General features: G+C 50.9%; 15 protein-coding genes. 1 reads left to right on the top strand and 14 read right to left on the bottom strand.

The features are described from left to right. Window positions 1–62 precede the first annotated feature (62 nt). From glmU to asnC, 14 genes are all read right to left on the bottom strand, one after another. Complete coding sequence (glmU, locus tag SBO83_RS12525; RefSeq protein WP_396131735.1) at window positions 63–1,433, bottom strand: bifunctional UDP-N-acetylglucosamine diphosphorylase/glucosamine-1-phosphate N-acetyltransferase GlmU; 1,371 nt, start codon at window positions 1,431–1,433, stop codon at window positions 63–65. A gap of 288 nt (window positions 1,434–1,721) precedes the next feature. Next, a complete protein-coding gene (locus SBO83_RS12520) occupies window positions 1,722–2,144 on the bottom strand; it encodes a F0F1 ATP synthase subunit epsilon (RefSeq protein ID WP_034794353.1) in 423 nt (140 codons plus the stop codon). 27 nt (window positions 2,145–2,171) lie between these two features. Then, window positions 2,172–3,554 carry a F0F1 ATP synthase subunit beta gene (gene atpD / locus SBO83_RS12515; RefSeq protein ID WP_034794356.1) on the bottom strand — a complete coding sequence of 461 codons (1,383 nt, stop codon included), beginning with the start codon at window positions 3,552–3,554 and terminating at the stop codon, window positions 2,172–2,174. A gap of 32 nt (window positions 3,555–3,586) precedes the next feature. Further along, window positions 3,587–4,450 (bottom strand): F0F1 ATP synthase subunit gamma, encoded by an 864-nt coding sequence (gene atpG, locus SBO83_RS12510; protein ID WP_034794358.1) that lies wholly within the window; start codon window positions 4,448–4,450, stop codon window positions 3,587–3,589. Window positions 4,451–4,520: 70 nt separating this feature from the next. Further along, a complete protein-coding gene (gene atpA, locus SBO83_RS12505; RefSeq protein WP_034794361.1) occupies window positions 4,521–6,062 on the bottom strand; it encodes a F0F1 ATP synthase subunit alpha in 1,542 nt (513 codons plus the stop codon). A gap of 12 nt (window positions 6,063–6,074) precedes the next feature. Further along, window positions 6,075–6,608: a F0F1 ATP synthase subunit delta gene (atpH, locus tag SBO83_RS12500; RefSeq protein WP_034794363.1), complete on the bottom strand. Its 534-nt coding sequence runs from the start codon at window positions 6,606–6,608 to the stop codon at window positions 6,075–6,077. A gap of 14 nt (window positions 6,609–6,622) precedes the next feature. Beyond that, window positions 6,623–7,093: a F0F1 ATP synthase subunit B gene (atpF, locus tag SBO83_RS12495; RefSeq protein ID WP_034794365.1), complete on the bottom strand. Its 471-nt coding sequence runs from the start codon at window positions 7,091–7,093 to the stop codon at window positions 6,623–6,625. A 65-nt stretch (window positions 7,094–7,158) separates the two neighbouring features. Continuing rightward, complete coding sequence (atpE, locus tag SBO83_RS12490; RefSeq protein WP_034794367.1) at window positions 7,159–7,398, bottom strand: F0F1 ATP synthase subunit C; 240 nt, start codon at window positions 7,396–7,398, stop codon at window positions 7,159–7,161. A 49-nt stretch (window positions 7,399–7,447) separates the two neighbouring features. Beyond that, entirely contained in the window at window positions 7,448–8,230 is a 783-nt protein-coding gene (atpB, locus tag SBO83_RS12485) for a F0F1 ATP synthase subunit A (RefSeq protein WP_396131734.1), read from the bottom strand. Between the two features lie 22 nt (window positions 8,231–8,252). Further along, window positions 8,253–8,651, bottom strand: a complete 399-nt coding sequence (gene atpI, locus SBO83_RS12480; protein ID WP_396131733.1) for a F0F1 ATP synthase subunit I — start codon at window positions 8,649–8,651, stop codon at window positions 8,253–8,255. A gap of 650 nt (window positions 8,652–9,301) precedes the next feature. After that, window positions 9,302–9,922, bottom strand: a complete 621-nt coding sequence (gene rsmG, locus SBO83_RS12475) for a 16S rRNA (guanine(527)-N(7))-methyltransferase RsmG (protein WP_396131732.1) — start codon at window positions 9,920–9,922, stop codon at window positions 9,302–9,304. Between the two features lie 127 nt (window positions 9,923–10,049). Beyond that, a complete protein-coding gene (mnmG, locus tag SBO83_RS12470) occupies window positions 10,050–11,939 on the bottom strand; it encodes a tRNA uridine-5-carboxymethylaminomethyl(34) synthesis enzyme MnmG (protein ID WP_396131731.1) in 1,890 nt (629 codons plus the stop codon). A gap of 379 nt (window positions 11,940–12,318) precedes the next feature. Continuing rightward, a complete protein-coding gene (mioC, locus tag SBO83_RS12465) occupies window positions 12,319–12,762 on the bottom strand; it encodes an FMN-binding protein MioC (RefSeq protein WP_353503782.1) in 444 nt (147 codons plus the stop codon). Between the two features lie 89 nt (window positions 12,763–12,851). Next, window positions 12,852–13,313 (bottom strand): transcriptional regulator AsnC, encoded by a 462-nt coding sequence (gene asnC, locus SBO83_RS12460; protein WP_100936558.1) that lies wholly within the window; start codon window positions 13,311–13,313, stop codon window positions 12,852–12,854. Window positions 13,314–13,467: 154 nt separating this feature from the next. On the opposite strand from asnC, the gene asnA reads away from it, so the two are divergent. Next, on the top strand, window positions 13,468–14,460 hold the full coding sequence (gene asnA, locus SBO83_RS12455) for an aspartate--ammonia ligase (RefSeq protein WP_396131730.1): 993 nt from the start codon (window positions 13,468–13,470) through the stop codon (window positions 14,458–14,460). Window positions 14,461–14,464: the final 4 nt, after the last annotated feature.

Genomic DNA, 14,464 nt, shown 5'->3' with positions numbered 1-14,464 from the left:
CTCTGGTATCAGAAAAGCACGCCGAAACGTGCTTTCTGAATTAACTATAGCGGCTAAACGCGTTACTTCTTCTTCACCGGGCGTTGCCAGTCAGGCTTGTGCACCTGCTGTACGCGGCTGATGACCAAGCCGTTTTCTGGCACATCGTGAGTCACCGTGGTGCCTGCGGCGATAGTCACGTTGTTGCCGACGGTAACGGGCGCCACCAGCTGGGTGTCTGAGCCAACAAAGACGTCGTTGCCAATCACCGTTTTAAACTTGTTTACGCCGTCATAGTTGCAGGTAATGGTACCCGCGCCGATATTCACGTTATCGCCAATTTCCGCGTCGCCAAGGTAGGAGAGATGGCCAGCTTTTGAGCCTTTGCCCAGTCGCGCTTTTTTCACTTCGACAAAGTTACCGACGTGCGCGCCCTGCCCCAGCTCGGCACCCGGGCGTAGGCGGGCGAATGGTCCCACGGTACATTCAGCTTCCAGCACGGCGTTTTCGAACACGCTGTACGGGCTGATTTCGCAGTCATCGCCAATCACGCAGTTTTTCAGCACGCAGCCCGCGCCGATTTTCACGCGGTCGCCAAGCTTGACGTTGCCTTCAATGATCACGTTGGCGTCGATCTGCACATCAATGCCGTGCGACAACTCGCCGCGCAAATCAAAGCGGGATGGGTCTAATAGCATGACGCCCGCCAATAATAGGCGCTCAGCCTGCTCACTCTGATAAACGCGCTCAAGGCGGGAGAGCTGGAGGCGGTTGTTCACACCATCCACTTCGCTATTACGGGCTGGGTGAACCGTGGCAATCTGGTGCCCTTCTGCATGGGCCATGGCAATAATGTCGGTGATGTAATACTCGCCCTGCGCATTATTGTTGTTAAGTTGCCCCAGCCAGCGTTTTAGCGATGCGCCTTCAGCCACCAGAATACCGGTGTTAATTTCTTTGATTTTCAACTGCTCGGCGTTGGAGTCTTTCTGCTCAACGATGCCAGTCACCGTGCCATTTTCACGCACGATGCGGCCATAGCCCGTTGGGTCATCCAGCACCACTGTCAGTAAACCAATGCCACCGTCCGGTTTGGCTTTTAGCAGCTTATCCAGCGTTTCAACAGAAATCAGCGGGACATCGCCATACAGCATCAACACGTTTTCATCATCGGCAAAGTGCGGCGCGGCTTGCTGCATCGCGTGCCCGGTGCCCAGCTGCTCGGCCTGAAGCACCCAATTCAGCCCCTCTTCGGCCAGCGACTGCTTCAGCAAATCGCCACCGTGGCCATAAACCAGATGAACGTTATTCGCACCTAGATGGGTCGCAGCATCGATTACGTGCTGAACCATCGGCTTACCAGCCAGAGGATGAAGAACTTTAGGAAGGTTGGAGTACATGCGAGTCCCCTTGCCCGCGGCAAGGATCACAACACTCAATGCGCTGTTAGACATAGGTAACCTGACAAATCCAATTTGAGGGACAAAAGTAACCTGTTAAGCAACAGAATTACTACATATTTCGCTTTGAAAAATGCCCGCAAGCCGCAGCCCGCAAGGCCTGAGCAGGGCATAGCCAATATAAATGAAATGGGCGATAAAATGCCTGATTTACGCAGTAGTATTCCATTTAATGGCGGGCCTTGTCATAAGAATAAGATGCAAAATCCCCCTTATTTATTGCCCAAAAAAAAGATAGCCAAAAAAAAAGCGACCCGAAGGTCGCCTTTTCAACTGATATCGTTACATCGCTTTTCTGGTCAACTCGATAACGCGAAGTTTCGCGATCGCTTTAGCCAGTTCCGCAGACGCCTGAGCGTAGTCGACGTCGCCGTGAGAACCACTGATGTGTTCTTCCGCTTTACGCTTAGCTTCAAGCGCTCGCGCTTCGTCGAGGTCTTGCCCACGGATTGCAGTGTCAGCCAACACGGTCGTTGCGCTCGGTTGCACCTCAAGGATGCCGCCGGAAAGATAGATATACTCTTCTTCACCGTGTTCTTTAACAATGCGCACCATACCAGGCTTGATGGCGGTGAGCAGCGGAGCATGCCCCGGGAAAATACCCAGTTCGCCTTCGCTACCCGTCACCTGGATCTTTTGTACCATGCCAGAAAACATTCTCTTTTCCGCACTGACAACATCCAGATGGTAAGCTTTTTCAGCCATGTCATCCTCTCTCACAACAAGCTAGCGTTACAGTTTCTTGGCTTTTTCCACTGCTTCTTCAATGGTGCCAACCATGTAGAACGCTTGTTCCGGCAGGTGATCGTAGTCGCCGTCCATAATGCCTTTGAAACCACGAATGGTATCTTTCAGCGATACGAACTTGCCCGGAGAACCGGTGAAGACTTCGGCCACGAAGAACGGCTGGGACAGGAAGCGCTGAATCTTACGCGCACGGGATACAACCAGCTTGTCGTCTTCTGACAGCTCGTCCATACCCAGAATCGCGATGATGTCTTTCAGTTCCTGGTAACGTTGCAGAATAGACTGCACGCCACGAGCCACATCATAGTGTTCCTGACCAACAACCAGTGGATCCAGCTGACGGCTGGTAGAATCCAGTGGGTCAACCGCTGGGTAGATACCCAGTGACGCGATCTGACGGCTCAGTACCACGGTCGCATCCAAGTGGGCGAAGGTGGTGGCTGGAGATGGGTCAGTCAAGTCATCCGCAGGAACGTAAACGGCCTGAACGGAGGTGATAGAACCACTTTTGGTCGAGGTGATACGCTCTTGCAGAGCACCCATCTCTTCCGCCAGCGTTGGCTGATAACCTACCGCCGATGGCATACGGCCCAGAAGTGCAGACACTTCGGTACCCGCCAGGGTGTAACGGTAAATGTTGTCAACGAACAGCAGTACGTCACGACCTTCATCACGGAATTTCTCCGCCATGGTCAGGCCGGTCAGTGCAACGCGCAGACGGTTACCTGGTGGCTCATTCATCTGACCGTAGACCAGAGAAACTTTGTCGATAACGTTGGAGTCAGTCATTTCGTGGTAGAAGTCGTTACCCTCACGAGTACGTTCACCCACGCCTGCAAACACTGAGTAACCGGAGTGCTCGATCGCGATGTTACGGATCAGCTCCATCATGTTTACAGTTTTACCAACACCCGCACCACCGAACAGACCGACTTTACCGCCCTTAGCGAACGGACACATCAGGTCCATAACTTTGATACCGGTTTCCAGCAATTCTTGGGAGTTAGCCAGCTCTTCGTAAGAAGGCGCTGGACGGTGAATTGCACGACGTTCTTCTTCGCCGATTTCACCTTTCATGTCGATTGGTTCACCCAATACGTTCATGATACGACCCAGAGTCGCTTTACCAACCGGAACTTCAATTGGGTGTTCCAGGTTGTTCACTTTCAGACCGCGACGAAGGCCGTCTGAGGTACCCATTGCGATACAACGAACAACGCCGCCGCCTAACTGTTGCTGAACTTCCAGAACCAGTTTGGAGGCACCGTTTTCTACCTCAAGAGCATTGTACACGTTCGGTACTGCATCCTGAGGGAACTCGACGTCCACCACGGCGCCGATTACCTGGATAATCTTTCCAGTAGCCATCTTGAATCCTCTACGTAATTCGTAAACCTAGCTTAAACCGCGGAGGCTCCCCCGACGATCTCGGTGAGTTCCTGAGTGATGCTGGCCTGACGAGCTTTGTTGTATACCAACTGCAGCTCTTTGATCAGGCTGCCGCCGTTATCGGTTGCGGCTTTCATCGCTACCATTCGCGCGGCCTGTTCGCTGGCCAGGTTTTCTACGACGCCCTGATAAACCTGAGATTCCACATAGCGACGCAGGAGGGTATCCAGCAGTGCTTTAGGATCTGGCTCATACAGGTAATCCCAGGATTTCTTCGCCAGTTCGCCATCTTCTGCCGGTGGCAGAGGCAACAGCTGAACGATGCGTGGTTCCTGAGACATGGTATTGACGAATTTGTTGCTAACAACGCATAACTTGTCTAAACGACCTTCATCGTAAGCCTGCAACATCACTTTTACCGGTCCGATAAGTTCTGACAGAGAAGGGTTATCCCCCATGCCAGTCACTTGGGCAACAACGTTGCCACCTACGGAACCGAAGAAAGAGGCTGCTTTGGAACCGATCAGGGCTAAGTCAACCTCAACGCCTTTCTCGGACCAGCCTTTCATCTCTGCCAGCAGTTTTTTGAACAAGTTAATGTTCAAGCCGCCACAAAGACCACGGTCGGTAGACACCACCAGATACCCAACGCGTTTAATTTCACGCTCATCCAGGTACGGGTGCTTGTATTCCAGATTACCTAACGCGAGGTGACCGATCACTTCACGAATGGTTTCTGCATAAGGACGGCTGGCCGCCATGCGATCCTGCGTTTTACGCATTTTGGAGGCGGCGACCATCTCCATCGCTTTAGTGATCTTTTGCGTGTTTTGCACGCTGCTGATCTTACTACGTATCTCTTTTCCGCCGGCCATCTCTGCTTCTCCTCATTACCAAACGGCCTGCTGCTGGTCTGCTAAAGCAGGGCAGCAGGACCGCTTAGTGTTACCAGGACTGGGTTGCTTTGAAGGTATCGAGGATATTTTTGAATTTCCCCTCGATCTCATCGTTGTACGCACCAGTTTGGTTGATTTGTTGCAGAAGCTCTGCGTGCTCGCGGTCAGCGTAAGCCAACAGCGCAGCTTCAAAGCTACCGACTTTAGACAATTCAACGTCTTCCAGGTAACCACGTTCTGCTGCGAAGATAATCAGTGACTGCGCTACGATTGACATCGGCGCGTACTGTTTCTGTTTCAGCAATTCAGTCACTTTCTGACCGTGGTTCAACTGTTTACGCGTTGCTTCATCCAGATCGGATGCAAACTGGGAGAACGCAGCCAGTTCACGATACTGTGCCAACGCGGTACGAATACCACCGGACAGTTTTTTCATGATCTTGGTCTGAGCTGCACCACCAACACGGGATACGGAAATCCCTGGGTTTACCGCAGGACGGATACCGGCGTTGAACAGGTTTGATTCCAGGAAGATCTGACCATCGGTAATCGAGATTACGTTGGTTGGAACGAACGCTGAAACGTCGCCCGCTTGCGTTTCGATGATTGGAAGCGCAGTCAGGGAACCGGTTTTGCCTTTCACTTCACCCTTGGTGAATGCTTCAACGTACTCGGCGTTAACACGCGCAGCACGCTCTAGCAGACGGGAGTGGAGATAGAAAACGTCGCCTGGGTAAGCTTCACGACCTGGTGGACGACGAAGCAGCAGGGAAATCTGACGGTAAGCAACAGCCTGTTTAGACAGGTCATCATAAACGATCAGTGCGTCTTCACCGCGGTCACGGAAGTATTCACCCATTGCGCAGCCGGAGTACGGTGCCAGGTATTGCAGTGCAGCAGATTCTGATGCAGTCGCAACAACAACGATGGTGTTTTCCAGTGCGCCGTGCTCTTCCAGTTTACGAACCACGTTAGAAATGGTGGACGCTTTCTGGCCGATAGCCACATAGATACATTTGATGCCGGAATCGCGCTGGTTGATGATCGCATCAATTGCCAGAGCAGTTTTACCGGTTTGACGGTCACCGATGACCAATTCACGCTGACCACGACCGATTGGGATCATGGCATCAACGGATTTGTAGCCTGTCTGCACAGGTTGGTCTACGGATTGACGTTCGATAACGCCCGGTGCGATAGCTTCAACAGCTGAGAAGCCGTCGTGTTCTACCGGACCTTTACCGTCGATTGGCGCACCCAGGGTGTTAACAACGCGACCCAGCAGGCCACGGCCAACTGGAACTTCCAGGATACGGCCAGTACATTTAACTTTCATACCTTCGGCGAGGTCAGCGTAAGGGCCCATTACAACGGCACCTACGGAGTCGCGCTCCAGGTTCAGGGCGATAGCGTAACGGTTACCCGGCAACGCAATCATTTCGCCTTGCATGACATCGGCTAAGCCGTGCACGCGGATGATCCCGTCACTGACGGAAACGATAGTACCTTCATTGTGAGCTTCGCTCACCACATTGAACTGAGCAATGCGCTGCTTGATCAGTTCGCTGATTTCGGTGGAATTCAGTTGCATGCTCCAGTCCCCTTAAGACTGCAAGACGTCTGCCAGGCGTTCAAGACGACTGCGAACGCTGCCATCAATCACCATATCACCTGCACGGATTACGACACCGGCAAGAACAGACTTGTCAATTTTGCAATTCAGCTTAACTTTGCGAGACAGACGTTTTTCCATCGCAGCAGCAATCTTAGCCTGCTGATCTTCGGACAGTGGAGTTGCTGAAGTAACTTCTACTTCGGCAATGGCCTCTAAAGAGGCACGCAGTTCGATGAACTGTTGCAGCACTTCCGGAAGAACGCGTAAACGTCCATTTTCAGCCATAACCTTAATCAGATTTTGGCCTGCGTCGTCGAGTTGTTCACCACATACCGCGATAAACGTTTGAGACAGAGTTTCTGGTGCTAAAGCCCCGGAAAGCAGTTCTTCAATTTGTTCATTGCGTGTGACTTCAGCCGTGAACGCCAGCATGGACTGCCAGCGATCTAAGCTTTGGTGCTCAACGGCAAAGTCAAAAGCTGCTTTGGCGTAGGGGCGAGCTACAGTTACAAATTCAGACATCAGCCCCTCCCTCCTTACAGTTCAGCGACCAGTTTATCAACGATGTCGCTGTTAGCAGCTTCATCCACGGAACGTTCGATGATCTTCTCGGCGCCAGCAATGGCCAAAATCCCGACTTGCTTACGCAACTCTTCACGGGCGCGTTGGCGTTCGGCGTCGATCTCTGCCTTAGCTTGCGTCACGATCTTGTTACGTTCCTGCTCGGCTTCGGCTTTCGCTTCGTCGACGATCTGCGATTTACGCTTGTTCGCCTGTTCGATGATTACCTGAGCTTCAGCTTTAGCTTTTTTCAGTTGGTCGGTCGCATCGGCTTGCGCTAAGTCCAGCTCTTTTTTTGCACGTTCTGCGGAAGACAAACCTTCAGAAATCTCTTTCTGACGTTTTTCGATGGCAGCCATAATTGGCGGCCATACGTACTTCATGCAGAACCAGACAAACAGGACAAACGCGATAGCCTGGCCGAGGATTGTTGCGTTAAGATTCACAGCACAATGCCTCTTTCAAAGTGAATTATTTGATGTAGTTCGAATAACAGTGAGCGAGCTCAGTGTTACGCGACAGCAAACATCACGTACAGACCCAGACCAACAGCAATCATTGGGATTGCATCGACCAGACCCATAACGATAAAGAACTGTGTACGCAACAGAGGGATCAGGTCAGGCTGACGTGCAGCACCTTCCAAGAATTTACCACCCAAGATGCCGATACCGATTGCAGCACCGATTGCCGCCAGGCCCATCATCAATGCGGCAGCCATGTACAGCAGATCCATACTCAGGTTTTCCATGACAGTCTCCAGTTTGTTTCAGTTAAAACGCAGTAGTGTTGAAAGAAAATCAGTGTTTTTCAGATGCCATCGAGAGATAGACAATCGTCAGAACCATGAAGATAAAAGCTTGCAGCGTAATGATCAGGATGTGGAAAATGGCCCAAGGCACACTCAGAATCCACTGTGACCACCACGGCAGCAGGCCAGCAATAAGGATGAAGATCAACTCACCCGCATACATATTGCCAAACAGTCGCAGACCCAGTGAAACTGGTTTGGACAGCAGGCTGACACCTTCAAGAATCAGGTTAATCGGAATGAAAACCGGATGATTGAATGGCTGCATTGTCAGTTCCTTAACGAAACCGCCAACGCCTTTCATCTTAATGCTATAGAAAAGAATCAGAATGAATACGCCAAGCGCCATCGACAACGTGATGTTCACGTCGGCCGTTGGTACAACACGCAGAGCAGGCAAACCAAGAACCTTTTCACCAATGAATGGCAGCAGGTCGATTGGCAGCAAATCCATCATGTTCATTAAGAACACCCAGACGAAGACAGTCAGAGCCAAAGGGGCGATGACTTTGCTTTTGCCGTGATACATGTCACGCACGTTGCTATCGACGAAACCTACAACCAGCTCGATGGCCGTTTGCATTTTTCCTGGGACACCACTGGTGGCCTTTTTAGCGACGCGATGGAAAATAACCAGAAAGAGTACCCCGAGGACCACGGAGAAAAACATCGAATCGATGTTAATCGACCAGAATCCCGTCCCTACCTGAAGCTGTGTCAGATGGTGACCGATATACTCTTGTGGAGTAGAGATTTCTCCTGATGCAGACATGATGCCTCTTACCCTTTAGTAGTTAAGTACGGTAACTGTTAATGACGGCCGGTGCTAAAATCTGAGTCATCAACACCGATAAATAAGCCAAACCAAGCGGAGCAAAAACCGCCTTAAACAGGCCCAGCGCGATAATCATCAAGATAATCGTTATCAGAACCTTCAGCGCTTCTCCGATGGCAAAAGTCCAGGCAACTCGTCCAGAAACCGCTGTTTGCCCCTGCTGACGCATTGCGAAAAGCGTGAACAATACATTCGGTAGCCATGTGGCCATTCCGCCCATTAAGCCGGAGGTGGTCCACGTCAGGCTTTTAAAGCCAAATGCAGCACTGAGCAGAACAAAGGTCAGTAACTGCAGTATTAACAGCTTTCTGGCCACCTTCGCGCCGTTCTTGCTGTACAAAATACCTGATACAGACATGACGTTTGTTCTCTCCGTACTAAGTACCTAGCTGGAGGTATGCTGAGTGCCGTATATCATAGCCTTTACGGTTTTGAGTCAAGCAGCAAAAAACGAGCAAATTATACGGGCCACTCAAACGAATTCAATGGATAAGTAGCGAAAAGGTGAACAATTATTTAAATTTTAAGCTTTAAGGCTATTTTCATAAGCAAACTATAGTCGTAAATGGCCTTTCGGCATTTGTACGAGTATTCCATTGCTTAACAAAGAAGCGTGCGCCCGATCACATAATTACTATTTTCAGCTGCTAATACATCATCGGTAAAGCTAATCCTTAGCTATTCTGGCCTTTTAAAAGTAATAAAAATCAATAGGATGGTTATTTGGTAGCCTTTATTAAAACGGAATGCAAAATAACTGCACTTCCGTGAAACAATAACCCAACAAATAACAACAATTTCATTACATGAGTTTTATCTTAGCCAGCGCCAAATTTTATTTTCAACCGTAACTATTTCCTGCCTGATTAGATCTGAAAGGTCATACAACTGCTATCAGAGTGTAAAAATGAGGTAAAACTCAAACTGGCTGCTTTAATTTAATTAGCCTGCTTATTTTACCTTTCATACACATTTGAAATTTTGACGATTTATTGACTCATCGCAAATTTAGTTTGCCTTAAGGATAACTAAATGGCGCTCTCCCTCGAGTTCAGGCACCTTCAATTTGACGATCTCTTCCAACGTGACGCCATCAGGTAGAGAGTCTAGTTCATCATCGGGACGAACGCCTTTCAGCGCGTAGAAACGCCCCTGCCCTTTCGCCGGCAAATGGTGACACCACGACAGCATATCTTGCAGCGAGGCGAAGGCGCGGCTAATCACGCCGTCAAATGGCGGCTTGGGGATAAACTCTTCCACGCGGCTCTGTACCGGCTCGACGTTAGTCAGCCCCAGCTCATGCTGCACCTGGCGTAAGAAACGCACTCGCTTGCCAAGGCTATCGAGCAGAGTGAAGTGGGAGTCAGGGCGAACGATAGCCAGCGGGATGCCCGGCAGGCCAGGCCCCGTGCCGACGTCAATAAAGCGCGAGCCGGTCAGGTGCTTATTCACCACGATGCTGTCCATGATATGGCGAACCAGCATCTGCATAGGGTCACGAACCGAAGTCAGGTTGTAGGCTTTATTCCATTTGTGCAGCATCTCGACATAGGCCACTAACTGCTGTTTTTGCTGATCGGGTAACGATAATCCAGCCGCAGCCAGCAGCGAGTCTAATTTCTTATGCACAATGAGGTCCTCTGACAAAAAACATGTCCGTTCGAATTGGTGAAGAATGATAAATCAGCTGATGGAGCGGGAAAAGCGAGATTTGGCCACCAGACTGAAATCATCTGGCGGCCAGAACGAGAGGAAATTAGGCGCTGCGGCGCAGCAGACCTTGCTTTTTCAACCAGATAAGCAGAATCGAGATAGCCGCCGGTGTGATACCCGAAATACGGGTCGCCTGACCGATCGAGGTCGGTTTGTGATCGTTAAGTTTGGCGATCACTTCGTTCGATAAGCCATTCACCTGACGATAATCGAGATCCAACGGCAACAGGGTATTCTCGTTGCGCTGCTGTTTTTCGATCTCATCCTGCTGACGAGCGATATAACCTTCGTATTTGACCTGAATTTCAACCTGCTCGGCAGCCTGAACGTCCGGCACTGAAGGGCCAAACGGTGTAAGGCTGGTCAGCAGCTCGTATGTCATCTCAGGACGACGCAGCAACTCTTCGGCACTGGCTTCTTTCGACAGCGGCGCGGACAGATGCGCGTTAACCAATTCAACTTGCTCAGAGCGTGGGTTCACCCAAATCCCGCGCAGGCGCTGGCGTTCAAGCTCGATCATCTCTAATTTTTGGTTGAAGCGAGCCCAGCGAGCGTCATCAACCAAGCCCAGTTCACGGCCTTTTTCAGTCAGGCGTAAATCGGCATTGTCTTCGCGCAACATCAGGCGATATTCAGCGCGCGAGGTAAACATGCGGTACGGCTCTTTGGTGCCCAGAGTGCACAGGTCATCAACCAACACGCCAAGGTAAGCCTGATCGCGACGCGGCGCCCAACCTTCTTGCTCAAAGGCGTAGCGCGCGGCGTTCATGCCCGCCAGTAAGCCTTGCGCTGCTGCTTCTTCGTAACCGGTGGTGCCGTTAATCTGTCCAGCGAAGAACAGCCCTGGAATGAATTTGCTTTCCAGCGTCGGCTTCAAATCACGTGGATCGAAGAAATCGTATTCGATGGCATAGCCTGGACGCACAATAACCGCGTTCTCCAGACCTTGCATGGAACGAACGATCTGCATCTGCACGTCAAACGGCAAGCTGGTAGAGATCCCGTTTGGATAGACTTCGTTGCTGGTCAGTCCTTCAGGTTCAAGGAAGATCTGATGGGAGTTACGATCGGCGAAGCGCATAACCTTATCTTCGATCGACGGGCAGTAGCGCGGGCCGATCCCTTCGATGATCCCTGCGTACATCGGGCTACGATCCAAATTATTGCGGATCACATCATGGGTTTTCTCATTGGTGTAGGTCATGTAACAAGGGATCTGACGCGGATGCTGCGCGGCGTTGCCCATGAATGAGAAAACCGGCGCCGGGTTGTCACCGTGCTGAGGCGCTAATGCGCTGAAGTCGATAGAGCGCGCGTCGATACGCGGAGGCGTACCGGTTTTAAGGCGATTTACACGCAGTGGCAGTTCACGCAGGCGCTGTGACAGGGAGATTGCTGGTGGATCCCCCGCACGGCCGCCGCTGTAGTTCTCCAGACCAATGTGGATTTTTCCATCCAGGAAGGTGCCCACGGTCAGAACGACAGACTTAGCACGGAATTTAAGGCCCATTTTGGTCACGGCGCCAACCACTGTGCCATTCTCAACAATCAAATCTTCAACAGACTGCTGGAAGATCATCAGGTTTGGCTGGTTTTCCAATGCTGTGCGAACGGCTTGGCGATACAAAACACGGTCTGCCTGGGCACGAGTGGCTCGAACGGCTGGACCTTTACTCGCGTTTAGTATCCTAAACTGAATCCCCGCATGATCGATCGCCGTAGCCATCAAACCGCCCAGTGCGTCCACTTCTTTAACCAGATGTCCTTTCCCGATCCCACCAATCGCTGGGTTACACGACATTTGTCCAAGCGTGTCGATATTGTGGGTCAATAACAGGGTTTGACGTCCCATTCTGGCTGAAGCCATAGCGGCTTCGGTGCCTGCATGGCCACCACCGATGATGATGACGTCAAATTGTTCCGGATAAAACATGGTACTGCACCTCGGAGTTCATGCGATGAAAGGGTGTGTGGTGTTGGGAGGAGGGATTCTACTCAAGTTTTGAGGTTCCACAAGTCCCGAGGGATCGTCACTAATTAAAAGAAGATCTTTTTTATTTAAAGATCTCTTATTAATACTTCTATTAGGATCACGATCCTCTGTGCATAAGTCTTTATTGTCGATGAAGATCAACAAGCTAAGCACGATCGAATGCTGTGAATGATCGGTGATCCTGTTCAGTATAAGCTGGGATCAGAATAGAGAGTTATGCACAGCATGAAATGCGACCTAAGGTTGTTAGAGGGATAACTACCGGTTTTACCCTGCTTTGCAGCCTAGTTATCCACAACTGATCGCTGAATATTTACACTTATTTGAGCAAATTAATCCAATTGATCACCCAAATCTCAGCGGGATCTTCAGGAATTTCATGTTGGGTCACATCGATTTCCATGCGATCGCCAATTCTTTTCGCGCCCAACGCTGTCAGTTTTTGATCCAATGAACGGATCGCGCCACAAAAAGTATCGTATTCGCTGCTGCCAAGACCCAATGCCCCGAACTGTACTTTAGACAGATCCGGCTGCTGCTCTTCCAGCTGTTCCAGGAAAGGTTGAAGGTTGTCAGGAAGATCTCCTGCACCATGTGTTGAACACACCACCAGCCAAATACCTTCGGCCGGGACTTCATACAGCTCTGGACCATGCAATGTCTGAGTACTAAAACCGGCTTCTTCCAGCTTTTCTGCAACGTGTTCCGCTACATATTCGGCACTGCCAAGCGTACTGCCACTGATCAGGGTAATGGTAGACATAATGCTCTCACCTGATAAAAGAAACGACATTGTACGCTGTGAATCAGCTGGGATCTACCTGTGGATAATAGGGGTATATAAATTCGGCCTTATGGCTTGATGGTGCGCATAATGGGGTTCTGCAGGGAGATCAGCGTCTCCGTGGACTGAATCTCATCAATGGTCTGGATCTTGTTGATAAGTACATGTTGCAGCGAATCAATCGAGCGGCACATGATCTTGATGAAGATGCTGTAGTGGCCAGTGGTGTAATAGGCTTCAACCACCTCTTCAATGCTTTCAAGCTTAGCCAGCGCGGAGGGGTAGTCTTTGGCGCTCTTGAGAATGATGCCGATAAAGCAGCAGACGTCGTAACCTAGCTGCTTTGGGCTGACGGTGATATTGGCACCGGTGATGATTCCTGCCTGTTTCATCTTCTCAACGCGAACATGGATGGTGCCGGGGCTGACGGCGAAAACCTTCGCCAGTTCGGCATAGGCCGTGCGCGCGTTAACCATCAGGGCGTTTAGGATGGCGCGATCGAGATTATCGATCTGATAAATTTCGGTCATTTTTTTCCTCTCATATTCTCGTATCAACAATTTATGCTGCCTAAAAATGATGGATTAAAAGCCTTAAGGCAATATTTATTGTTGGATATTGAATCTATCTCTTACTTTGTTGCTTAATCAGTTCTATTGAAGACAAGGGAATGAGAAAACAACAATGAAAACCCAATTTATCGAGAAACAGCGTCAAATTAGCTTTGTGAAATCCACCTTCTCCCAGCAGCTGGAAAAGCAGCTAGGCCTGATTGAAGTGCAGGCACCTTTATTAAGCCAGCTGGGCGACGGCACGCAGGACAACCTCTCCGGCAGCGAGAAGGCGGTTCAGGTGCATGTGAAATCCCTGCCAGACTCGACCTTTGAAGTGGTGCACTCTTTGGCGAAGTGGAAGCGTAAAACCCTCGGCCAGCATGACTTCAGCGCAGGCGAAGGGCTGTATACCCACATGAAGGCTTTGCGCCCGGATGAAGATCGTCTGTCGCCGGTGCACTCTGTTTGTGTGGATCAGTGGGATTGGGAACAGGTGATGGGCGATGGCGAACGATCGCCTGAGTTTCTTAAAGCCACGGTGCGCAAAATCTACGCCGGTATAAAGGAAACAGAAGCCGCGGTGAGCCGTGAGTTTGGCCTGACGCCGTTCTTGCCGGAGGAGATCCACTTTGTCCACAGCGAAACCCTGCTTCAGCGTTTCCCTGAGCTGGACGCCAAGCAGCGCGAGCGCGCCATTGCTAAAGAGCTGGGCGCGGTGTTCCTGATGGGCATTGGCGGCAAACTGTCTCACGGTAAATATCACGACGTTCGCGCGCCGGACTACGATGACTGGAGCAGTAAAGGTGAAGCTGGGCTATCTGGCCTGAACGGCGATATTTTGGTGTGGAACCCAATTTTGGAAGATGCGCTCGAACTGTCGTCGATGGGCATTCGCGTTGATGCCGCAACCTTAAAGCACCAGCTGGCGTTGACCGATGACCAAGCTCGTCTACAGCTTGACTGGCATCAGGCGCTGCTGCGCGGTGAGATGCCGCAAACCATCGGCGGCGGCATTGGCCAGTCTCGTTTGGTGATGCTGTTGCTGCAAAAGCCGCATATCGCGCAGGTGCAGTGCGGCGTCTGGTCGCCACTGCTGCACGACAGCGTTGAAGGCGTGCTCTAAACCT

The sequence above is a fragment of the Ewingella allii genome (genome assembly GCF_044430645.1).
Lineage (GTDB): Bacteria > Pseudomonadota > Gammaproteobacteria > Enterobacterales > Enterobacteriaceae > Ewingella > Ewingella allii.
This window is presented reverse-complemented; position numbering and strand designations above follow the sequence as displayed.